The following is a 20662-nucleotide window of genomic DNA, read 5'->3' as shown; positions in this document are numbered from 1 at the left end:
GCTCCGGCTCTGGCACTCCTGAATGACGACCCCACAATTTTCTCATACCCATCTTTTCCGGGGCACCACGCTCCTGTTGCTGCGGCAGCACGGCCTGTACGTGAGCCAGCGCAACCGTCGGGGCGAGGCTTGGCTGGAAACCGAAATTCCCTACGAAGAGCTGCTGCCCGTGGAGTTGGAGTACCACGAGCCGGCACCGTTGCGCCTGCCTCCGGCTGGCACCTGGGTAGCCGTCTGGGTGATTATACAAGGCCTCAGCCGCCTGTTCAAAAGCCAGCAGCAGCTGCCTACCGAGTTGTGGGTGGCGTGCATAGGGTTTTTGCTGGGCCTGGCCGGAGTGTTCATCACCCGCCGCTACTGGGGCCGCACGGTCACGGTGGGCACCAACCGCATCCGCATCACCTTGCCCAACCGGCCTGGTAAGCACGATGCCCTGGAAACCTTTATGGAAGCTCTGCGCCTACGCGCCCACGCTTACCTACGTGATGAATACGCCCAGGTCAATCCGCTTGGTCCTATCGAGCTGCAGCTGCACCGGCTGCATTGGCTCCACCATCTGGATGTTCTCTCCGAACAGGAGTTGCGCACCCTCAGTACCCGCCTCACCGGCCGCCTCTCCCTCGACCCTGTCAAGCTCATGGGCCAGGACCTGGAAACACCGTATGTGAATTAGGTTATTTTTGCCGTCTTACCAAGAGCTTTATGACTACCCCTACCCGCCAGATAACACAGGCTTATCCTCTCATTGGATCCACTAGACTTACTATGCAGGATAACAACCTGCGCATTGAAGAAAAGCGCTTCTTTCAACAAACGGCCGTTGATATTCCTTACGAAGACCTGCTGCCAATAGGCGTCGGCCATCATCACTTTGTACCGTTCCGACTGCTGTTAGCGGAGGTTTTTTTGGGTTTTGGATGTGGTAAAGCCTGCTACACACTAATAACCCAACCCAACCAGCGAGAATCAGCAGTATGGCTCCTGTTGATTTTGCTAGGCCTTTTTTTGGGATTAGGAGCATACATTCTACAAGTCTGGCGCCATGACTTTCTAATTACCACCGGAAGGGGCAATATCGCCTTGTTTCACAGTCCTCGTAACAAGGCTTTACTGTATGATTTTGCCAATGCCTTGCGCGACCATACCATCTTGTACATGCGAAGGCAGTATGCTACTGTTGACCCTCTATTACCAGCAGAGCCACAACTGGCCCGTCTTGAGTGGTTACGGAGTCTTGGCGCACTCAACAACGCGCAGTTTCATCAGTTAAAAACTCGCTTACTTGGCCGTTTTTTCGGTGCAGAGAATATTCTGGGAGATGAATATGGACTCTCCCCTTCTGCAAATTAGCCTTGCAAGACACTAAAAAGCCCCCTGGCATATCCTGCCAGGGGGCTTTTTAGCGGTATCACAACTTCTCTATTACTTACTAGGCGCTTACCCCAAAGCCGTTACGCCGGGCAGCTCTTTGCCTTCCATGTACTCCAGCAGCGCGCCGCCGCCGGTGCTGATGTAGCTCACTTGGTCGGCGAAGCCGAGCTGGTTGACGGCCGCCGCCGAGTCGCCGCCGCCGATGAGGCTGAAGGCACCCGATTCGCGGGTGGCGTCGGCAATGGCCTGGGCTACGGCGGTGGTGCCTTTAGCAAAGGTGGGCAGCTCGAACACGCCCATCGGGCCGTTCCAAAGGATGGTTTTGGAGTTGCGCACTACCTCGCTGAATGCCTTAATGGAGTCGGGGCCGAGGTCGAGGCCGAGCCAGCCGTCGGGAATCTGGTCGTTGGCAGCTACTTTGGTTTCGGCGTCGTTGGCGAATTTATCGGCAATGAGGCTGTCGGTGGGCAGCAGCAGGTTTACGCCTTTTGCTTTGGCCTTCTCGATGAGCTCCAGGGCCAGCTCCATCTTGTCGGCTTCCAGCAGCGAGCTGCCGATGCTGCCACCCTGGGCTTTGGCAAAGGTGTAGGCCATACCGCCCCCGATGAGCAGGTTATCCACCCGGTCGAGCAGCTTTTCGATGATGAGGATCTTATCGGAAATTTTAGCCCCGCCCATGATGGCGGTGAAAGGACGCTCGGCTTCTTCCAGCACCTTTTTGGCGTTATCCAACTCGCCCTGCAACAGGTAGCCACCCACCCGGTCTTCGGCAGCGAAGGAGTCGGCAATAACGGCCGTGGAGGCGTGTTTGCGGTGCGCGGCCCCAAAGGCGTCGTTCACGTACACGTTGCCCAGTTTGGCCAGCTTGGCGGCAAATTCGGCGTTGCCTTTTTCTTCCTCGGCGTAGAAGCGCACGTTTTCCACCAGCAGAATCTGGCCGGGCTGCAGGGCACTGGCCTGGGCTTCGGCCTGCAGGGCATCATCGGCAAACTGCACTTCCTGGCCGTACTCCTGGCCCAGACGAGCTACCAGGTGCTTGAGCGAGAACTTGTCCTCGGGGCCGCCTTTGGGCCGGCCCAGGTGCGAGAGCAGCACCACGGAACCGCCATCGGCTAGTATTTTTTTGATAGTGGGAGTGGCGGCCCGGATGCGGGTATCGTCGGTAATGGCGAAGCTTTTATCGAGCGGCACGTTGAAATCTACGCGCACCACGGCGTGCTTGCCGGCGAAGTTGTATTGATCGAGGGTTTTCATGGAAAGAAGAAATGGGTTTGGCTGGGGCGAAGATAGGAAATGAGGGGATGAACGATTGGCGGGTAACATATGCTGGGGCAGAAGAGAAACTGTCATCCTGAGCGGAGCGAAGGACCTTATCCCGCTGCAACGGTTCGTTCATGTGTGATAAGGTCCTTCGCTCCGCTCAGGATGACAGGCTTTTTCTACCACCTCACTCCACCACCTCATCCCTTCAACACCTGTCACCTCATTACCTATCTTTGCCCCCGATATGAAAATTGGCATCTTCTTCGGTGGCCCGTCGCGCGAGCGGGAAATCAGCTTCGCGGGCGGCCGCACCGTGTACGATAATCTGGATAAGTCCCTGTTTGAGGCCGTGCCCGTGTTTGTGGACAGCCGGGGCAACTTCATCCTGCTGAACTGGGAATACATCTACAAAGGCACCATCCGGGACTTTTACCCGCCCGTGTCGGCGCTGCCGCCCGCGCAGCTGCCGGTGCAGATGTACTTTGAAAGCCTGGGTGAGCTGAGCCTGGAGGAGCAGGACCGCATCATCGCGGAAGTGGGGCGCCGCGTGGAGCCCCGGGAGCTAACCGGCCTGATTGATTTCGCCTTCCTGGCGTTGCACGGCCCGGCCGGCGAGGACGGGGCCATTCAGGGCCTGCTGGAATGGTACGGAATTGCGTACTCGGGCTCCGGCATCCTGCCCTCGGCCTTCGGCATTGATAAGATTGCCCAGAAGAAACTGCTGAAAGCCCTGGACCGGCCCACGCCAGATTTCCGCCTCATCACGGCCGAAGAGTGGGACGCGGCCGACCCGCAGGCCACGCTGGACTACCTGGTGCGCGAGCTGGGCCTGCCGCTGGTGTTCAAGGCCCCGCGCCAGGGCAGCAGCATCGGCATCAGCATTCTGCGCGAAGCCGACGCAACCAAATTTGCCACGGCCGTGGAGCGCAGCCTGTTCCGTAAAACCGTAACGCGCACGGAGTGGCAGGACCTATCAGACACCCAGAAAACGGTGTGGCTCCAGCAGCTGGTGGACATTCGGGATGGTATCGGGCTGCCGGTCGTGTTGGAGTTGCCAGTTGCCGGTTCTCAGTTGTCAGACTCCGACCAGCAACCAACAACCATCATCTACCAGCCCGAGGAGCTGCTGCGCGCCCTGAACGAGCAGTTGGCCACGGCCGAAGCTGTGCGCCTGACCAGCGTGGAAGGCGAAACGCAGGTGTTGGTGGAGAGCTTCGTGCAAGGCCGCGAGTTTTCCTGCATTGTGGTGGAAAACACCGACGGTCAGCCGCTGGCGTTGCCGCCCACGGAGATTGTAAAGGGCGAGGAAATGTTCGACTACCGCTCGAAATATCTCCCCGGCCTGGCCCGCAAAATCACCCCTATTGACTTGCCCGAAGCTGATATCCAGCGCATTCGCGAAGCCTGTGAGGAAATGTTCCGCACGTTTGGCTTCCAGGTGTACGCGCGTCTGGATGGGTTTATTGGTCCCGACGGCAAGCTGTTCCTGAACGACCCGAACACGACTTCCGGCATGTTGCCGGCCTCATTCTTCTTCCATCAGGCGGCCGAAATCGGCCTGAACCCGAGCCAGTTTCTGACGTTCCTGATTCGCACCTCCCTGGCGGCGCGGCGGCGCGGCGGGCTGCGCCCGGTGAAGCTGGCGGGCCTGCTGGCGCAGTTGGATGCGGCCGTGGCGGCCCGAGCCTCGGAGGAGCGCACCCGCACCAAAGTGGCCGTGATTATGGGCGGCTACTCCTCGGAGCGGCATATTTCGGTGGAAAGCGGCCGGAACATTTACGAGAAGCTCAGCTCCAGCATCAAATACGAGCCGGTGCCCGTGTTCCTGACCGGTAACAGCCAGGAATTCCGCCTCTACGTGCTGCCCATTAACGTGATGCTCAAGGACAACGCCGACGACATCCGGGAGAAGGTGGAGTACATGGAGGCCGGCCACGCGCTGCACCCCATTCTGGAGCGCATCCGCCACGAGGCCCAAAGCATCACCAGCACCTTTGCCGGGCAGCCCACGGCCCAGCCGCGCCGGGTGTCGTTTGAGGAGCTAGCGGGCATGGTGGACGAGGTGTTCATTGCCCTGCACGGCCGCCCCGGCGAGGACGGCGCGTTGCAGCGGGAGCTGGAAAAATTCGGGCTACCCTACAACGGTTCGGGCGTGGAAAGCTCCAGCATCACCATCAACAAGTTCGAAACCAACAAGCGCCTGCGCGAAGCCGGCCTGCGCGTGGCCGAGCACCGCATGGCCAACCGCCTGGAGTGGGACGCCGACGCGGAAAGCTTCTACCGCAGCCTCGAAATCCAGTTTCCCTACCCCTTCATTGCCAAGCCCGCCGACGACGGCTGCTCCTCGGCCGTGAAGAAAATCAAGAACCGCGCAGAGCTGGAGGCCTTTACCCGTCTCATCTTCCGTACTCAGGAAGACCTGAACGAAACCGACGCCGCCACGCTCAGCCTGGGCTTCAAGGAGGAATTCCCGCAGAAGGAAGCCTTCTTGGTTGAAACCCTGATTGACCGCGACGGGGCGGCCCACTTCCTGGAAGTAACCGGCGGCCTGCTCACGCACTGGGACGACAATGGCCAGCTGCAAATCGAGGTATTTGAGGCCTCCGAGGCTCTGGCTACCGGCGAGGTGCTGAGCCTGGAGGAGAAATTCCTGGCCGGCGAAGGCCAGAACATCACCCCGGCCCGCTACGCCGCCGACCTCACGGAACGGCAGCGCGTGTCGGAGGAGGTGAAACAGGAGTTGCGTCAGGTGGCCGAAATCCTGCACATTCAGGGTTACGCCCGCATCGACGCCTTTGTGCGGGTACGCCAGAACGGGGCCGTGGAGGTCATCATAATCGAGGTAAACTCCCTGCCCGGCATGACGCCCGCCACCTGCATCTTCCACCAGACGGCCCTGGCCGGCTACACCCCCTACGACTTTATCGACCGGATTCTGGAGTTCGGCAAGCAGCGCACGGAAAAGGCTCGGGCGTAAAAGAAACGTTATTCCGAGCATGTGGCGCATAGAGCCAGTGTGAGGAGCCGGAGCCGAGAAATCTCGCGTGCTGACGTTGCCAGAGTAATCCAACATCAGCACGCGAGATTCCTCGGCAAGCTCGGAATGACGTGCTACTATAATCGGAATGACGTGCTGCTGTAAACTATTCGGCCGCGGCCCATACTCCCTTTCTAATTCCTAGTTTTGTCGGCTACTTGTAGCTTTTACCTCCTAGCTTCTCCCGATGTCCTTTTTCCGTTCCGATACGCCGGCCGACCTGCTCAAGCACGTGCTCATTATTGTGGTAGCCACGGCGGCCCTGGTGTTCGGGTTCTTTTACGTGTACCTGCCCATCACTACCAACCACGGCGAAACCATTGTGGTACCCAAAGTAACCGGCATGAATCAGGCCGATCTGGAGGACTACCTCGATGAGCGGGACCTGGCCTACTTCGTGGACGACAGCACCTACGACGCCAGCATCAAGCCCGGCACGGTGCTTACGCAGGAGCCTAAGGCCGGCGAGAAAGTGAAGGAAGGCCGCAAGATTTACGTGTCGGTTTCCATGAAAAACCCGCCCGTTATCAAGATGCCCAAGCTCACCGACGGCTCGGTGAAAAACGCCCAGATGATCCTCAAAAGCTACGATCTGGTGGTAGGACAGCTGAAATTCGTGCCCAATATTCAGAAGGATGCGGTGCTGAAGCAGCTGGTCAACGGCAAGGAAATAGCAGCCGGCGCGGCCATTACCAAAGGTACCCGCGTGGACCTGGAAGTGGGCGACGGCCTGGGCAACCAGGAGTTCCCGGTGCCCAACCTCGTGAATATGCCCGCCGATGAAGCTACGACCCTACTGGTGGGCCAGGGCCTGCAGGTAGGCGAAATCTTCTACCAGACGCCCGAAGACGGCCAGACCGAAGGCACCGTGGTAAAACAGCGCCCCGTACCCGGCCCCGGCACCACCATCCGGATGGGCCAGCTGGTAGACCTGTGGGTGGCCGGCAGCGAGCCGGTAAAGGCCGTTGACTAGCTGTCATTCCGAGTGAAACGAGGAATCTGGGTTGGCTCCCGAACCGTATTTGCGTTTCCTTACCTTGGTTGAGCCCTGGCCGGCGGCACGCAGTATACTAGTGGTGAAAAAAGGTTCGTTGGCTGACAACGAACCTTTTTCCGTTCTCAGCCGTGAGCAAGTACGCTACCGCTGCATCTTCGCTTTCATTCGCTTCTCTTTGCTTTCTATGACTGATTCCTTACGCGTAGTAAGTGCCGCCGCCGGCCTGCTGAGTCTGCTGACCTTACCGGCAGCGGCCCAGGTGGTGCAGCCGCTGGGGACCGAGCCCACTCATCATGCTGTGCCGGCCCCAACGACAGCGCAACGCCCTTCTGCCCTGAATTTGCCTTTTTTCGATGACTTTGCCAGCCAGCCGGAAGGTACCCCGGCAGTAGCACGATGGGAAACGACGGGCGGGGCTCTCATCAACAACCGCTTTCCGCGCCGGCCCATTAGCCGGGGTGTGGCTACGCTGGACGGGCTGGATGGCCAGGGCCGCCCCCGGGGCAGTGTTTCGATGGTGGGCGACGCCGATACGCTGACGTCCCAACCTCTGAACCTGAGTGGCCTGACAACGGGCAGCAACGTGTTCCTGAGCTTTTTCTGGCAGGCCGGCACGTTGGTGGGGCCACCCTCGCCCAGCGGCACGCGGCCCATTGCGCTGTATGTCGATTTCAAGGACGCAGCTGATCAGTGGCAGCAGGTCTGGCAGCTACGTAGTCCGGCCGACACTACTAACTTCCGGTTTAAGGCTTTGGCCGTAAATCAGGCCGCCTTTCTGCACGATGATTTTCAGTTCCGCTTCCGGGTGAGCGGCTACCTCTACAACGCCCGCGACGCCTGGAGCGTGGACTACGTGCGCCTGGACCGCAACCGCACTGCTACCGACTCGGCCTACCGGGATATTGCCCTCAGCAAGCCGCTGCCCAGCGCCCTGAAGCGGTTTGCGGCCATGCCCATAACGCAGTTCAACCAGAACCCGGCCCAGGAACTCAACGACCGGACCGTGACTACCATGAACAACCTGGATGCCGGCCCGGCCCCTACGCCCGTTACCTGGGAGGGCTACCTGGAAACGCTGCCGGACAATACCAGCCGCCGTTTTCTTACCGGTGGCCGCTCCCTCGATGCCGGTCTGCGCCAGCAGCCCATTACGGGCAATCCGCGTCTGGCTACGCTGCCTGTTACTGCGGCGGCCAAGCAGCTGCGGCAACGGGTATTTCTTATCAGCAACGAAACCAACCCGCTCACGCTGCCCAACGACACCATCAGCCGCCTCACCGACCTGACCGACTACTACGCCTACGACGACGGCACGGCCGAGGCCACGGTGAGCCTGCCCCCGGCCTCTACCGGCCCGGCCAGCTACCTCGCCCTGCGCTTCGACCTGAACCGTCCCGACCAGATCCGGGCCATTCGGCTGGCCCCGTCATTTCTGACTGCGGGGGGCCGGGCAGTTACCATCAATATCTGGGATGACAATGGCAACGGCCAGCCTAACGCAGCTCCCAAAGCCAGCAAAAGCGTTGTGCTGCCCACTTCCTTGCCGGCCGGACAGACCTTTGTGGAAATCCCCTTTGATAGCCCGGTGCCCGTAAGCAGCCGGTTTTACGCCGGCTACGGCCAAGCAGCTACGCCCCAATTTGTGGAATTTGGGCTGGATTTGAACAACGCCCCGCCGTCCAATACGTTCTTTCTCAGCTCGCAGGGCGTCTGGAGTACAACTACCACCGCGTCCAACTACCGCCCCGCCGGCTCGCTCATGCTCCGGCCGGTAACGACCGGCGTGGTAACCGGCACGGCCGCCCCGGCCGGCGTGGCCGCCGCTTATCAGCTCTATCCCAATCCGACCACTGATGGGCAGGTGCAGGTAGTGGGCCGCTACGTCCGGGCCTCGGTGCTGGATGCCGTGGGCCGTGTAGTGTGGGAGCAGCCGGCCAACCAGGCGGGCCAGCCGGTACTGCAGGTGCCGCTGCCGGCCGGGCTGTACTTCGTGCGGCTCAGTCTGCCCAATGGCCAGACTGTTACCAAACGCCTGTCGGTGGCCCAGCCCTGAGGTTGGGTTACCGGTTTTCTCGTTAATCTTGCACATATGGCCGTAGCTGGCCTTTTTACCACCCTTCACTTTGTTGTACATATGAACGACATCACCTCCCCCGAGCTGAAAGAGCGCCAGCATAATGGCACGGCCCCCGTTATTATTGATGTGCGCGAAACCTGGGAGAATGAGGAAAGCCGCATCAACGGCAGCCGCAATATTCCGCTGGGCGAGCTGCCCGGCAAGCTCGACGAGCTGGAAGACCTCAAGCATCAGGAAATTGTGGTGCATTGCAAAAGCGGAGGCCGCTCCGCTTCCGCCAAAGCCTTCCTCGTGCAGCATGGCTTCGACCACGTCCGCAACCTTATTGGGGGCATGCAGGGCTACCAGCAGGCGTAAAGTGCACCTCAGGTTGTAAATGGTCCGTTGTGCGGTGCACGACGGACCATTTTTTATTACACTTTAACCAACACTATATCTGATAGTTACGCTTAACATGAAGCAAGTATAGAAATTTAATTGCGCACAATTAAACATTACACAACCTTAATCCGTTTATTTGCCAACGATGACTGCAACGCCTCTTTCTTCCGCCGACCAGAACCTGCTGCTGAAGCTAGAGAACCAGCTGTGCTTTCCGCTATACGCCGCCTCCCGCATGCTCACCAAAGCCTATCTGCCCCTGTTGCAGGAGCTGGACCTGACCTATCCGCAGTACCTGGTACTGCTGCTGTTGTGGGAGCACGAAGAGCTGACGGTGAAAGAGCTGGGCGATAATCTGCTGCTGGATTCCGGTACGCTCACGCCCCTGCTCAAGCGCATGGAGCAGAAACAGTGGGTGAGTCGGCGCCGCGACCCGCGCGACGAGCGGTCCGTTATCATCGGGCTGCAACCGGCCGGGGCGGCGTTGCGCCAGCAAGCCTGCCGCATTCCGGAGCAGCTGTTTGCGAAGCTGGGTATGCCCCAGGCCGAGTTTGAAGCCCTTCGTGACCAACTCAACCACTTACTTACCCGGCTGCAGTAACGCAACCGTTTCCAATTCCCTTTTCTTCTTTCACTTCCTCTTCTCATGAAAATCGAGAAAATCTTCACGGCCCAGGCCAAAGCCAAAGGTGGCCGCGACGGCGCCATCACCACCAGCAACGACGTGCTGAACCTCACGCTGAGCACGCCGAAGGAAATGGGCGGCCCCGGCAAAGCCGGCGCTACCAACCCCGAGCAGCTGTTTGCCGCCGGGTACGCGGCCTGCTTTGAGGGTGCGCTGGGCGTAGCCGCCCGCCAGGCCGGCGTGAAGCTCCAGGACGTGACGGTGGAGGCCCTCATCGGCTTCGGTCAGGCCGAAGACGGCGGCTACGGCATTTCGGCCGACCTGCATGTGAACCTGCCCGGCTTCGAGCAGGCCCAGGCTGAGCAGCTGGTGGAAGCCGCTCACGGCATCTGCCCGTACTCGCGCGCTACCCGTGGCAACATTGAGGTAAACCTCACCACCACCACCAACGCGTAGGCTGCGACGATACTTTCCGGAGGGTTGAGTTCTGGCCGCAACAGTTTTGCTGGTCTGAATTCGACCCTCCGCTTTTTCTACCGTTGAGCTTATGCGTGCCCCGTGCGCCAGGCAGTTCCACCCATCCTCCTTCCTTTTCCCGCTCCTTATGCAAACCAACACCATTCTACTGGCCAGCCGGCCCCAGGGCGAGCCCACGGCGGCCCAGTTTCAGTTTGAAACCCGCGAAGTACCCGCGCCCAAAGCCGGCGAAGTACTTCTCAAAACCCGCTACGTCAGCGTCGACCCCTACATGCGGGGCCGCATGAGCGCCGCCAAATCGTACGTGGCACCGTTTGAGGTGGGCCAGCCCATTGCCGGCGGCGTAGTGGCCGAGGTGGTGGAAAGCCAGGCCGAAAACCTACCCGTAGGCAGCATTGTGGTGGGCAACCTGCCCTGGCAGGAATACAGCGTGGCCCCGGCCGCCAGCCTCAACCGCGTGCCGGCCGATCAGGCCCCCATCAGCTACTTCCTGGGCCTGTTGGGCATGCCCGGCCTCACGGCGTACTTCGGGCTGCTCGACATCTGCCAGCCCAAGCCGGGCGAAACGGTGGTGGTATCGGGAGCGGCCGGCGCGGTGGGCATGGTGGTGGGTCAGCTCGCCAAAATCAAAGGTGCCCGCGTGATTGGCACGGCCGGCTCCGATGAGAAGGTCGCGTACCTCAAGGAGTTGGGCTTCGATGAGGCCATCAACTACAAAACCGCCAACATTCCGGCCGCTCTGGCCGCCGCCGCGCCCAACGGCGTGGACTGCTACTTCGATAACGTGGGCGGCGTCATCACCGACGCGGTGTACGACCTGCTCAACAAACACGCCCGCATTGCCCTCTGCGGCCAGATTTCGACCTACAACAATACCGAAGCACCCGTAGGCCCGCGCCCCGAGGGCAAGCTCCTCAAAACCAGCACCCGGCTCCAGGGCTTCATCGTGAGCGACTACCTGCCCCAGTGGCCCGAGGGCGTGAAGCAGCTCACTGAGTGGTACGGCCAGGGCAAGCTGCAGTTCGAGGAAACCATAACGGAAGGTTTTGAGCAGATTCCGACCTCCTTCCTGGGCCTGTTCAAGGGCGACAACACCGGCAAGGCCATTGTAAAAGTGGCCTAACGTTTCCGGCGCTTCGGCGCGTAACCTAACCCTGCCGCATGTCAACTACCGCTGAAATCATCTGCGTGGCCGCCGAGTGGCGCACCCGGCCCGAGCACGTGGACACCATTTGCCGCCTGATGCGCGAGGCCGCCGCCGCCGTGCGCGCCCACGAGCCGGGCAACCTGCTCTACGTGGCCCACCAAGACCCCAAGGATCCGACGCACTTCCTCTTCTATGAGCAGTATGCCAACCAGGCGGCCCTGGACGCGCACGTCGCCTCGGCGCACTACAAAAACCTGGTGGCCGCCCAGATTGTCCCGCTCCTCACCGAGCGCACTGTAACGCTTTACCAGCTGCTGGCCTAACGGGCCGCCGCTGCATTTTTCCTTTTTTCTACTCTAAAATTCCCCTCCGATGAAAATTCTAATGGTGCTCACCTCGCACGACCAACTGGGCAATACCGGCCACAAAACCGGTTTCTGGCTGGAAGAATTTGCCGCCCCTTACTACGTGTTCAAGGATGCCGGCGCTGAGCTGACCCTGGCTTCGCCCAAAGGCGGCCAGCCGCCCCTCGACCCCAAGAGCGACGACCCCAGCGCCCAGACCGACGCCACCACCCGCTTCAAAGCCGATGAGGCCGCCCAGCAGGCCTTAGCCAACACTGTAACCCTCGACTCCGTGTCGGCTGCCGATTACGACGCCGTGTTCTACCCCGGCGGCCACGGCCCCCTGTGGGATCTGGCCGAAGACAAGAAGTCGATTGAGCTGATTGAAACCATGTACGCCGCCGGCAAGCCGGTAGCCGCCGTGTGCCACGCTCCCGGCGTGCTGCGCCACGTGAAAGCCGCCAACGGCGAGCCGCTGGTACGCGGCAAGTCGGTAGCCGGCTTCACCAACACCGAGGAAGAAGCCGTGCAGCTGACCAACGTGGTGCCTTTCCTGGTGGAAGACATGCTGAAGGAAAACGGCGGCGACTACTCGAAAGGTGCCGACTGGGCCCCGTACGTTACCCAGGCCGGCAACCTCATCACGGGCCAGAACCCGGCCTCCTCGGAGCCCGCTGCTGAGGCCCTGCTGAAGCTGCTGAAGAAGTAGGCTAACGGCTCTACTCTCTCTCTCAAAATGCCCCGGCGACTCCCTACACAGGAGTGGCCGGGGCATTTTGGCATGGGCCAAAGATTGTAGAAACAGAGGCGGATTTACGGCTTGAAATCCGGACATATTTTTATATTTCCCGCTTGCTGACTTGCCTTTTTGAGCTATGAGTAAGATTCTGGAGGAAATTGACCAAGCCCTGGCCTCCTTCGACCCCAGCCACGGCCGCCCGATTGCCATTGAGCTGGGCGAACGAAAATACACCCAGTTAGTCCTCGATGTAGCCCACCTGCACGCCGAGGGCGGCTCTTTGACCCACAACACCGGCCGCCCCCTAGCCTACCGCGGCCTGGAAATTCTGCGCGACGACGCCAACCGCGACCGGGTGCGGGTGATATAGGTGGTGAAATGGTGAGTTTGATGTTTTGACAGCATGGCTGACGCAGATTGAACATAAAACTCACCATTTCACTAACTCACCATTTCACCACAGTGTACCTTTGCGGCATGAATCTGCTTTCCGCTGAGAACCTTTCGAAGAATTATGCCGACCGGTGGCTTTTCCGGGACCTGAACTTTGGCTTGCTGCAGGGCCAGCGCGTGGCCTTTGTGGGCATCAATGGCACCGGCAAAACCACCCTGATGCGCATTCTGGCCGGCCTGGAACAGCCCGATACCGGCCTGGTAAGCACCCGCAAGGGCATCCGGGTAACCTACCTGGGCCAGCAGCCGGTATTCGACGAAAGCCTGACGGTGGAGGAAACCATCTTCGCCAGCCAGAACGACACGCTCAAGGCCATCAAGGAGTACGAGCACGTCGTGAACGACCCCGACCATAAATCCGACGATCTGCAGCGCGTGCTGGAGCGTATGGACGCGCTGAATGCCTGGGACTACGAGGCACAGGTGCAGCAGATTCTGAGCCGGCTGGGCATTCTGGGCGAGCTGCTCAACCGCAACATCAGCATGCTCTCGGGCGGGCAGCGCAAGCGCGTGGCATTGGCCAGGGTGCTCATTGAGGAGCCCGACGTACTGCTGCTCGACGAACCTACCAACCATCTGGACCTGGCCACCATCGAGTGGCTGGAGAACCGGTTGTCGTCGCCGAACCTGACGCTACTCATGGTCACCCACGATCGGTACTTCCTCGACAGCGTAGCCAACGAAATTGTGGAGCTCGACAAGGGCCAGATGTACCGCTACCAAGGCAATTACGCCTATTTTGTAGAGAAAAAAGCTGACCGCGAAATGCGCGAATCGGTGGAAGTGGAGAAGGCCCGCCAGCTGTTCAAGAAAGAGCTGGACTGGATGCGCCGCATGCCTCAGGCCCGCGGTACCAAGCAGAAAGCCCGCATCGACGCCTTCTACATCACGAAGGAAAAAGCCAGCACCAACCTGAGCAAGCAGCAGGTGGAGCTGAGCGTGAAAACTACCCGCCAAGGCGGCAAAATCATCGAAGCCAGTCACCTGAACAAGTCCTTCGGCGACAACGTGGTGCTGGACGATTTCAGCTACGTCTTCAAGAAAAAGGACCGGATCGGCCTCGTGGGCCCCAACGGCGCGGGCAAAAGCACGCTGCTGAACATGCTCACGGGCAAGCTCCAGCCCGATTCCGGCACCATCGAGGTAGGCCAGACTACCGTTTTCGGCTACTACACCCAGACCGAGCTGGAATTCGACCCCTCCCAGCGGGTGATTGACATTGTGAAGGAAGTGGCCGAAGTGGTGGAGCTGGCCAACGGCGACGTGCTCACGGCCAGCCAGTTCCTGAGCCTGTTCCTGTTTCCGCCGGCCCAGCAGTATACGCTGGTGAACAAGCTGAGCGGCGGCGAAAAGCGCCGCCTGCAGTTGCTACGCGTACTCATCAAGAACCCCAACTTCCTGATTCTTGACGAGCCCACCAACGACCTGGACCTGGGCACGCTCAACATCCTCGAAGACTTCCTGCTGCACTTCTCGGGCTGCCTGCTCATCGTCAGCCACGACCGGTACTTCCTCGACCAGCTGGCCGAGCACCTGTTTGTGCTGGAACCCGGCGGGGCCGTGCTCAACTTCCCCGGCAACTACACCGACTACCGCGAGTACCTGGCCGAGCGCGAAACCGATGCTGCCCTGGAAGCGGCCGAGAAGGAAGCCAAAGCCGCCCGCGCCGCCGCCAAGGCCGTAGCGGCTGCTCCGGCTCCCACGCCAGTAGCGGCTCCGGCCCCACCCGCTACTCCTAAGCGCAAGGCCACCTTCGCCGAGAAAAAGGAGTACGAAACGCTGGAAAAGGAAATCGGACAGCTGGAAATCCGCAAGGAGGAGCTCATCGAAAAGCTCAACTCCGGCACCGGTTCCCACCAGGAGTTGGCCGACTGGGCCGCCGAGCTCAAGCGCACCGAATCGGCCCTCGACGACAAAGGCATGCGCTGGCTGGAACTGGCTGACTTTGTATAAGCCCGGCTGGCCGGCGCTTAAACCAATTGATGCTGAATTTGTAATTTACCCAGCCTCCTGTTCGGGGGGCTGGGTATTTTTTTTCACTCTCCTTTCCCATACCATGAAAAACCTTCGTCTTTTCCGCCTGCTCACCCTTCTGCTCATTGGCGTACTTTGGGTGAGCCGCACTCAGGCCCAGGATGCCGCCAAGGAAAAACCCAGCCCGGCTGCTACTGCCACCGGCAAAATTGGTAAAGCCACTATCACGGTGGCCTACAGCAGCCCGGCCGTGAAGGGCCGTACGGTGTGGGGCGGGCTGGTTCCTTACGGCCAGGTGTGGCGGGCCGGGGCCAATGAAGCCACCACCTTCACCACCGACCAGCCCCTGATGGTGGAAGGCAAAGCCCTGCCCGCCGGTACCTATGCCCTATTCGTTATTCCTACCGAGAAGCAGTGGACCATCATTTTCAATAAAACGGCCAAGCAGTGGGGTGCTTTCAAATATGATGAAAAGCAGGATGCCCTGCGCGTAATGGCTACCCCGCGCAAAACCGCCAGCATGGCCGAGCGCCTCGTGTACGAGGTAACGCCCCAGGGCCTGATTCTGCGCTGGGAAAACCAGGAAGTATTGGTTGGACTGAAATAGCCCGTCAGCCGGTACGCACAAAAGCCAGCGGATGCATCCGCTGGCTTTTGTGCGTTAGTGGGGTTGCGTTTGGGCTACGGCGGCGGGGGCGGGCTGGTATTGCCGGGCATTGCGCAGGGTCTGGTTGAAGGTAAACTGCACTGGCCGCTCATCGAAGAACACGACCACGCGTAGCTTGCGCGCCGCATCCAGGCGCGGGAAAAACACCTGTCCCTTCCGGCCCTCCCCGGGGTTCAGCGTGTCGCGGCAAAGCATTACGGATTCCAGCACGGCGGCTTGCGAGTACAGTTGGTCGGCCTGCTCAGCGTGGTCAAGGCGCTGGTCGTCAAAGGTTGCCCGGGTTGACTCGTGCCGGTCTTCCCGTTCGGCTATTTGCTGGTCGGTTTCTTTTTTCTTGATGCTGGATATGTCCTCGGCCGTATTGACCACCATCGTCAGGATTTCAAACCAGCTGACATTGGTGGCTTTGCGGTCCTGCTCCTTTAACCGGGCCTGGAGTTGCCCCAGCCGCACGGCCGGGTTAGCGGCCAGCCGGCGGGACTCGAAGTATCCGGCGGGCACGGCTACACTATCGGCCAGGGTATCTGGCACCGCCACGTAATAGAAGGTTTCCGGGGCAATGAGAATGGGCTTATCGGAGTAATTCAGGTAGGCTACTTCAAATACCAGCTCATTATCGTCGGCCCGAATAAAGCCAGCCCGCACATACACACTATCGGGGTGACTGACGACGCTGGTGGGGTGGCCGTTTACCCAGGGCCCGTTGAATTGGGCCGGCTCAACGGCCAGAAAAGTGCTGGCCCCGCAGGCGGATAACAGTAGGGCCAGCACCCCGGTCAATGACATAAATAGCAGACGAGTAGCGGTAGTCATCGGAGTTGAATAAAAAAAATTGAGAATAAAAAAGCGGCCGGACCATCGGCTGGTCCGGCCGCTGTTAGCGCCGTTGCAAGAATAGTTCCAATTTTGCTCAGTTTATTTCTGGCGGAAGCTGGGCAGCTCCATCATCAGCCACTGGAAACGGCCAGAACCGTCGTACCGCCGCCAGCGGAATGCGCCCGAATACGTGTGGAAAGTACGCTTGGCGCCGCTCCACCCACTCCCGTTCCACCCGGATGCCGGCCGCTTGCAACGCTTTTTCCTCTACTTCCAACAATATCGCGCCGGGACTGGCCTGGTAGTACAGGCGGGCCGTTTCCAGCACCTGGGCCAACTCGGAGGCGTGAATGAAGCCTTCAGCTACGAGGTCGGCACTAGCGAAAAAGCCGGTTTGCTGGGCCTGCTGCCAGTCGGCCGGTTGGGCAATGCGATACAGCATGTAGAAAAGTAAAAAAGTGAAAGGTCAAAAGTAAAAGCCCCGTGTGAGCTTTTACTTTTGACCTTTCACTTTTTTACTTCCGATTTACGCTTTCCACAGCTCCTGCTGCACGGCCTTACCCACGGTGAGCACAATGCGAACCGGGTTGGGAATGAGGGTAATCCGGGCTTCTTTGCCGGGATATTTTTCCGAATCAACCCATACGCCTTCCTTGGGTGAGGGCGTGCCACCGGTGCTGGAGGGCAGGTAGGCGGTAGGCAGCAGCACGTCGGTATCGGAGTTCAGGTCGTTGTGAACTTTCTCCAGGGCCGCTTCCAGGAACGCGCCGTATTCGTCGTTGAAATCGTCTTCCAGGTCGTGCAGCTCTTCCTCTACGTCGTCGTAGCGGGTGTCGTCGTACGAAAGCTCGTGCAGGGCCTGTTTTTTCTCGATGAGCGCCGTGAGGGCGCGGTTGAGGTCCTCCTTATTCATAGCCACGGGCAATAAAATGGTGTGCCACAAAGGTGCGTAGGTTTCGGGAAAATCCCATACGCGGGGCCTGCTCCTTACTCAAGCCACCAACCAACCGGGCGCAGATTCGGGTATTCCCGTATTTTTACTCCCAACCACTACTTCCACCCGCCACCCAAGCCGTTTTTCTATGGAAACCATGACCTCCCCGGCCGTACAGGCCCACCCCGCCCACGACTTCCTGCCCCTCAACGGCACCGATTACCTGGAATTTTACGTAGGCAACGCCAAGCAGTCGGCCTACTACTACCAGGCCGCCTTTGGCTTTGAGCTGGTGGCCTACGCCGGCCCCGAAACCGGCCTGCGCGACCGGGCCAGCTACGTGCTCCAGCAAAACAAAATCCGGCTGGTGCTCACCACGTCCCTCCTACCCGATTCCGACATTACGCGCCACGTGGCCCAGCACGGCGACGGTGTGAAGGTGATGGCCCTGTGGGTGGACGACGCCCGCAAATCTTTCGAGGAAACCACCAAGCGCGGGGCCAAGCCCGCCTTCGAGCCCTACACCATCGAAGACGAGCACGGCTCGGTAACGCTAGCCGGCATCTATACCTACGGCGAAACTATCCACACCTTCGTGGAGCGCAGCAACTATTCGGGGCCCTTCCTGCCCGGTTTCGTGGCGAAATCCAGCGGTATCCCGCAGGGCGCGCCTGTGGGTTTGCAGGTGGTTGACCACTGCGTGGGCAACGTGGGCTGGGGCGAAATGAACCAGTGGGTGAAGTTTTACGAGGACGTGATGGGCTTCAAGCTGCTCATTACTTTCGACGACGACGACATCAGCACCGAGTACTCGGCCCTCATGAGCAAGGTGGTCAGCAACGGGAACGGCTTCGTGAAATTCCCCATCAACGAGCCCGCCGAAGGCAAGAAAAAGAGCCAGATTGAAGAGTATCTCGACTTCTACCACGCGCCCGGCGTGCAGCACATGGCCCTGGTCACCAACGACATCCGCACGACCGTGACGGAGCTACGCCGCCGGGGCGTAGAGTTTCTGCAAGTGCCTGCTACCTACTACGACGACCTACTGGAGCGCGTGGGCCACATCGACGAGGACCTGGACAGCATCCGCGACCTGAACCTGCTGGTGGACCGCGACGAGGAAGGCTACCTGCTCCAGATTTTCACCAAGCCCGTAGAAGACCGCCCCACCGTGTTCTACGAAATCATCCAGCGCAAAGGTGCCAAGAGCTTCGGCAAAGGCAACTTCAAGGCCCTGTTTGAAGCCATTGAGCGCGAACAGGCGTTGCGCGGCAACCTGTAAGCCGCTGTCATTGCGGGCAGAGCCAAGCAATCCGTCCTTTGCAAGGCGTAAAGCCCTGACCTATTCCAAAGCCCCTGATGCCCGCACGGTTGTCAGGGGCTTTTCATTTTTTGGGGCTTCGAGAACTGAAAAGGTCGGATTGCTTCGTCCTGCGTCCTCGCAATGACGGGAAAACCTCTTTTCTTTACTCCCGTTCTCTGAACCAGTTCATCCCCCCAAAGCACCTACTCTATGGCCCTCACGCCCACCATTCAGGACAAAATCAATACCTGGCTCACCGATAGCTACGATGCCCACACGCACGCCGAAATCCGGCAGTTGCAGGCTGAAAACCAGGAGGATTTTCTGTCGGATGCCTTTTACCGCAACCTGGAGTTCGGTACCGGCGGCCTGCGCGGCATTATGGGCGCGGGTTCCAACCGCATGAACCGCTACACGCTGGGCATGGCTACCCAGGGCCTGAGCAACTACTTGCTGCAGTCGTTTCCGGGCCAAGAAATCAAGGTGGCCATTGCCCACGACTCGCGCAACAACAGCCCCGAGTTTGCCCGCATTGCGGCCGGCATTTTCTCGGCCAATGGCATTACGGTATATCTTTTCGAAGCCCTGCGGCCCACGCCGGAGCTGTCGTTTGCCATCCGGGAGCTGGGCTGCCAGAGCGGCTGCGTGGTGACGGCCTCGCACAACCCCAAGGAGTACAACGGCTTCAAGGTGTACTGGAACGACGGCGCGCAGGTAGTGGCTCCGCATGATAAGAACATCATCCGCGAGGTGGAGGCCATTCACTCGGTCAGTGACGTGAAGTTTCAGGCCGATGCCAGCCGCATTCATGCTCTTGGGGCCGACCTCGACGCCGCCTATCTGGCCCGGGTGAAGCAGCTCAGCATCAACCCCGCCGCCATTCAACGCCAGCATGATCTGAAGATTGTGTACACGCCGCTGCACGGTACGGGCATCACGCTAGTGCCCCAGGCTTTGGCGCAGCTGGGCTTCACCAACGTGAGCATTGTGGAAGCCCAGGCTACGCCCGATGGCAACTTCCCCACGGTGCAGTCGCCGAACCCCGAGGAGAAGGTAGCCATGCAGATGGCCCTCGATCAAGCCAAAGTCCTCGACGCCGACCTGGTGCTGGCCACCGACCCCGATGCTGACCGCGTGGGCATTGCCGTGAAAAATAACCACGGCGACTGGGTGCTGGTGAATGGCAACCAGACGGCGGCCCTGCTGACGCACTATCTGCTCTCGGCCCGAAAGCAGGCCAGCAAGATGACGCCTCAGGACTTCATCGTGTACACCATCGTAACCAGCGACGTGCTCGGCGACATTGCCCGCCACCACGATGTGACGGCCTACCAGACGCTGACGGGCTTCAAATACATTGCCGGCATCATCCGCGACCTAGAAGGCCAGCAGAACTACATCGGGGGTGGCGAGGAAAGCTACGGCTACATGATTGGCGACTTCGTGCGCGACAAAGACGCCGTGTCGGCCTGCGCGCTGCTGGCCGAAATGGCCGCCGCCGCTAAAGACCAGGGCCGCACCCTGTACCAGGAAATGGTGCAGATGTACCTGACCTACGGCTTCTATAAGGAGCACCTGATTTCGCTCACTAAAAAGGGCCAGCGCGGGGCCGAGGAAATTCAGGAGATGATGGCGGAGTTGCGCGCCAACCCGCCCCGCACCATTGCCGGCCTGCCCGTGGTGGAACTGCGCGACTACAAAACCGGCCGCATCCGCGACCTGCGCACGAACCTGGAAACCGCAACCGGCCTGGAAAGCTCCAACGTACTCCAGTTCATCCTGGAAGACGGCAGCAAAATCTCGGCCCGCCCCAGCGGCACTGAGCCCAAAATCAAATTCTACTTCAGCGTGCGGCAGCCCTTGAAATCCGCTGTGGACTTCGACCTAGCCGACAAGTTGGCCGGCGAGAAAATCCAGCGCATTATTGAGGATATGCAGCTGAAATAAGCCTGCTAATCTATCGAAGCTACAAAAGCCGTTGCAACAGTTGCAACGGCTTTTGTAGCTTTAAGGCAAACCGTTTCGGCTGATGTACCAGCAAGACACCTTTTCAGCTT

20 protein-coding genes are annotated in these 20662 nt (G+C 59.8%); 16 read left to right on the top strand and 4 right to left on the bottom strand.

Annotated elements, in window-relative coordinates; translation table 11 throughout:
- Positions 1-22: 22 nt before the first annotated feature.
- Positions 23-673: a hypothetical protein gene (locus EI293_RS07115; protein WP_125436463.1), complete on the top strand. Its 651-nt coding sequence runs from the start codon at positions 23-25 to the stop codon at positions 671-673.
- A 29-nt stretch (positions 674-702) separates the two neighbouring features.
- Positions 703-1350 (top strand): hypothetical protein, encoded by a 648-nt coding sequence (locus EI293_RS07110; RefSeq protein ID WP_125436462.1) that lies wholly within the window; start codon positions 703-705, stop codon positions 1348-1350.
- 87 nt (positions 1351-1437) lie between these two features.
- Here EI293_RS07110 and EI293_RS07105 read toward each other — a convergent pair whose 3' ends face one another.
- Positions 1438-2625 (bottom strand): phosphoglycerate kinase, encoded by a 1188-nt coding sequence (locus tag EI293_RS07105; protein WP_125436461.1) that lies wholly within the window; start codon positions 2623-2625, stop codon positions 1438-1440.
- A gap of 253 nt (positions 2626-2878) precedes the next feature.
- Between EI293_RS07105 and EI293_RS07100 the strand changes: the two genes are divergently transcribed.
- From EI293_RS07100 to EI293_RS07045, 12 genes are all read left to right on the top strand, one after another.
- Positions 2879-5611: a D-alanine--D-alanine ligase family protein gene (locus EI293_RS07100; RefSeq protein ID WP_125436460.1), complete on the top strand. Its 2733-nt coding sequence runs from the start codon at positions 2879-2881 to the stop codon at positions 5609-5611.
- Between the two features lie 247 nt (positions 5612-5858).
- A complete protein-coding gene (locus tag EI293_RS07095; RefSeq protein ID WP_125436459.1) occupies positions 5859-6644 on the top strand; it encodes a PASTA domain-containing protein in 786 nt (261 codons plus the stop codon).
- A gap of 208 nt (positions 6645-6852) precedes the next feature.
- The gene (locus tag EI293_RS07090; protein WP_125436458.1) at positions 6853-8721 is read left to right on the top strand and encodes a T9SS type A sorting domain-containing protein; all 1869 of its coding nucleotides are present in this window, start codon (positions 6853-6855) and stop codon (positions 8719-8721) included.
- Between the two features lie 81 nt (positions 8722-8802).
- Positions 8803-9102 carry a rhodanese-like domain-containing protein gene (locus tag EI293_RS07085; protein ID WP_125436457.1) on the top strand — a complete coding sequence of 100 codons (300 nt, stop codon included), beginning with the start codon at positions 8803-8805 and terminating at the stop codon, positions 9100-9102.
- Positions 9103-9271: 169 nt separating this feature from the next.
- The gene (locus tag EI293_RS07080; protein ID WP_125436456.1) at positions 9272-9727 is read left to right on the top strand and encodes a MarR family winged helix-turn-helix transcriptional regulator; all 456 of its coding nucleotides are present in this window, start codon (positions 9272-9274) and stop codon (positions 9725-9727) included.
- 45 nt (positions 9728-9772) lie between these two features.
- The gene (locus EI293_RS07075) at positions 9773-10207 is read left to right on the top strand and encodes an organic hydroperoxide resistance protein (RefSeq protein WP_125436455.1); all 435 of its coding nucleotides are present in this window, start codon (positions 9773-9775) and stop codon (positions 10205-10207) included.
- A 148-nt stretch (positions 10208-10355) separates the two neighbouring features.
- On the top strand, positions 10356-11351 hold the full coding sequence (locus EI293_RS07070) for an NADP-dependent oxidoreductase (RefSeq protein WP_125436454.1): 996 nt from the start codon (positions 10356-10358) through the stop codon (positions 11349-11351).
- A 38-nt stretch (positions 11352-11389) separates the two neighbouring features.
- On the top strand, positions 11390-11698 hold the full coding sequence (locus EI293_RS07065; protein WP_125436453.1) for a putative quinol monooxygenase: 309 nt from the start codon (positions 11390-11392) through the stop codon (positions 11696-11698).
- 49 nt (positions 11699-11747) lie between these two features.
- On the top strand, positions 11748-12428 hold the full coding sequence (locus EI293_RS07060; RefSeq protein WP_125436452.1) for a type 1 glutamine amidotransferase domain-containing protein: 681 nt from the start codon (positions 11748-11750) through the stop codon (positions 12426-12428).
- Between the two features lie 166 nt (positions 12429-12594).
- Positions 12595-12828: a hypothetical protein gene (locus EI293_RS07055; RefSeq protein WP_125436451.1), complete on the top strand. Its 234-nt coding sequence runs from the start codon at positions 12595-12597 to the stop codon at positions 12826-12828.
- Positions 12829-12935: 107 nt separating this feature from the next.
- Positions 12936-14864, top strand: a complete 1929-nt coding sequence (locus EI293_RS07050; RefSeq protein ID WP_125436450.1) for an ABC-F family ATP-binding cassette domain-containing protein — start codon at positions 12936-12938, stop codon at positions 14862-14864.
- Positions 14865-14967: 103 nt separating this feature from the next.
- On the top strand, positions 14968-15492 hold the full coding sequence (locus EI293_RS07045) for a DUF2911 domain-containing protein (RefSeq protein ID WP_125436449.1): 525 nt from the start codon (positions 14968-14970) through the stop codon (positions 15490-15492).
- Between the two features lie 54 nt (positions 15493-15546).
- Here EI293_RS07045 and EI293_RS07040 read toward each other — a convergent pair whose 3' ends face one another.
- From EI293_RS07040 to EI293_RS07030, 3 genes are all read right to left on the bottom strand, one after another.
- A complete protein-coding gene (locus EI293_RS07040; protein ID WP_125436448.1) occupies positions 15547-16365 on the bottom strand; it encodes a hypothetical protein in 819 nt (272 codons plus the stop codon).
- 97 nt (positions 16366-16462) lie between these two features.
- A complete protein-coding gene (locus EI293_RS07035; protein WP_125436447.1) occupies positions 16463-16810 on the bottom strand; it encodes a DUF952 domain-containing protein in 348 nt (115 codons plus the stop codon).
- 84 nt (positions 16811-16894) lie between these two features.
- Positions 16895-17281, bottom strand: coding sequence for a hypothetical protein (locus EI293_RS07030; RefSeq protein ID WP_125436446.1), 387 nt, complete (start codon positions 17279-17281; stop codon positions 16895-16897).
- Positions 17282-17450: 169 nt separating this feature from the next.
- On the opposite strand from EI293_RS07030, the gene hppD reads away from it, so the two are divergent.
- On the top strand, positions 17451-18584 hold the full coding sequence (gene hppD, locus EI293_RS07025) for a 4-hydroxyphenylpyruvate dioxygenase (protein ID WP_211339512.1): 1134 nt from the start codon (positions 17451-17453) through the stop codon (positions 18582-18584).
- A gap of 231 nt (positions 18585-18815) precedes the next feature.
- Positions 18816-20552 carry a phospho-sugar mutase gene (locus tag EI293_RS07020; RefSeq protein ID WP_125436445.1) on the top strand — a complete coding sequence of 579 codons (1737 nt, stop codon included), beginning with the start codon at positions 18816-18818 and terminating at the stop codon, positions 20550-20552.
- Positions 20553-20662: the final 110 nt, after the last annotated feature.

The sequence above is a fragment of the Hymenobacter perfusus genome (genome assembly GCF_003944765.1).
Taxonomy (GTDB): Bacteria; Bacteroidota; Bacteroidia; order Cytophagales; family Hymenobacteraceae; genus Hymenobacter; species Hymenobacter perfusus.
Note: the sequence above shows the minus strand (reverse complement) of the source record. Positions and strands in the feature narration are given on the sequence as shown.

Bases quoted from the DNA above. Each gene is read 5' to 3' on its own strand.
- EI293_RS07115 (WP_125436463.1), top strand. From the start codon at position 23: ATGACGACCCCACAATTTTCTCATACCCATCTTTTCCGGGGCACCACG.
- EI293_RS07110 (WP_125436462.1), top strand. From the start codon at position 703: ATGACTACCCCTACCCGCCAGATAACACAGGCTTATCCTCTCATTGGA.
- EI293_RS07105 (WP_125436461.1), bottom strand. From the start codon at position 2,625: ATGAAAACCCTCGATCAATACAACTTCGCCGGCAAGCACGCCGTGGTG.
- EI293_RS07100 (WP_125436460.1), top strand. From the start codon at position 2,879: ATGAAAATTGGCATCTTCTTCGGTGGCCCGTCGCGCGAGCGGGAAATC.
- EI293_RS07095 (WP_125436459.1), top strand. From the start codon at position 5,859: ATGTCCTTTTTCCGTTCCGATACGCCGGCCGACCTGCTCAAGCACGTG.
- EI293_RS07090 (WP_125436458.1), top strand. From the start codon at position 6,853: ATGACTGATTCCTTACGCGTAGTAAGTGCCGCCGCCGGCCTGCTGAGT.
- EI293_RS07085 (WP_125436457.1), top strand. From the start codon at position 8,803: ATGAACGACATCACCTCCCCCGAGCTGAAAGAGCGCCAGCATAATGGC.
- EI293_RS07080 (WP_125436456.1), top strand. From the start codon at position 9,272: ATGACTGCAACGCCTCTTTCTTCCGCCGACCAGAACCTGCTGCTGAAG.
- EI293_RS07075 (WP_125436455.1), top strand. From the start codon at position 9,773: ATGAAAATCGAGAAAATCTTCACGGCCCAGGCCAAAGCCAAAGGTGGC.
- EI293_RS07070 (WP_125436454.1), top strand. From the start codon at position 10,356: ATGCAAACCAACACCATTCTACTGGCCAGCCGGCCCCAGGGCGAGCCC.
- EI293_RS07065 (WP_125436453.1), top strand. From the start codon at position 11,390: ATGTCAACTACCGCTGAAATCATCTGCGTGGCCGCCGAGTGGCGCACC.
- EI293_RS07060 (WP_125436452.1), top strand. From the start codon at position 11,748: ATGAAAATTCTAATGGTGCTCACCTCGCACGACCAACTGGGCAATACC.
- EI293_RS07055 (WP_125436451.1), top strand. From the start codon at position 12,595: ATGAGTAAGATTCTGGAGGAAATTGACCAAGCCCTGGCCTCCTTCGAC.
- EI293_RS07050 (WP_125436450.1), top strand. From the start codon at position 12,936: ATGAATCTGCTTTCCGCTGAGAACCTTTCGAAGAATTATGCCGACCGG.
- EI293_RS07045 (WP_125436449.1), top strand. From the start codon at position 14,968: ATGAAAAACCTTCGTCTTTTCCGCCTGCTCACCCTTCTGCTCATTGGC.
- EI293_RS07040 (WP_125436448.1), bottom strand. From the start codon at position 16,365: ATGACTACCGCTACTCGTCTGCTATTTATGTCATTGACCGGGGTGCTG.
- EI293_RS07035 (WP_125436447.1), bottom strand. From the start codon at position 16,810: ATGCTGTATCGCATTGCCCAACCGGCCGACTGGCAGCAGGCCCAGCAA.
- EI293_RS07030 (WP_125436446.1), bottom strand. From the start codon at position 17,281: ATGAATAAGGAGGACCTCAACCGCGCCCTCACGGCGCTCATCGAGAAA.
- hppD (WP_211339512.1), top strand. From the start codon at position 17,451: ATGGAAACCATGACCTCCCCGGCCGTACAGGCCCACCCCGCCCACGAC.
- EI293_RS07020 (WP_125436445.1), top strand. From the start codon at position 18,816: ATGGCCCTCACGCCCACCATTCAGGACAAAATCAATACCTGGCTCACC.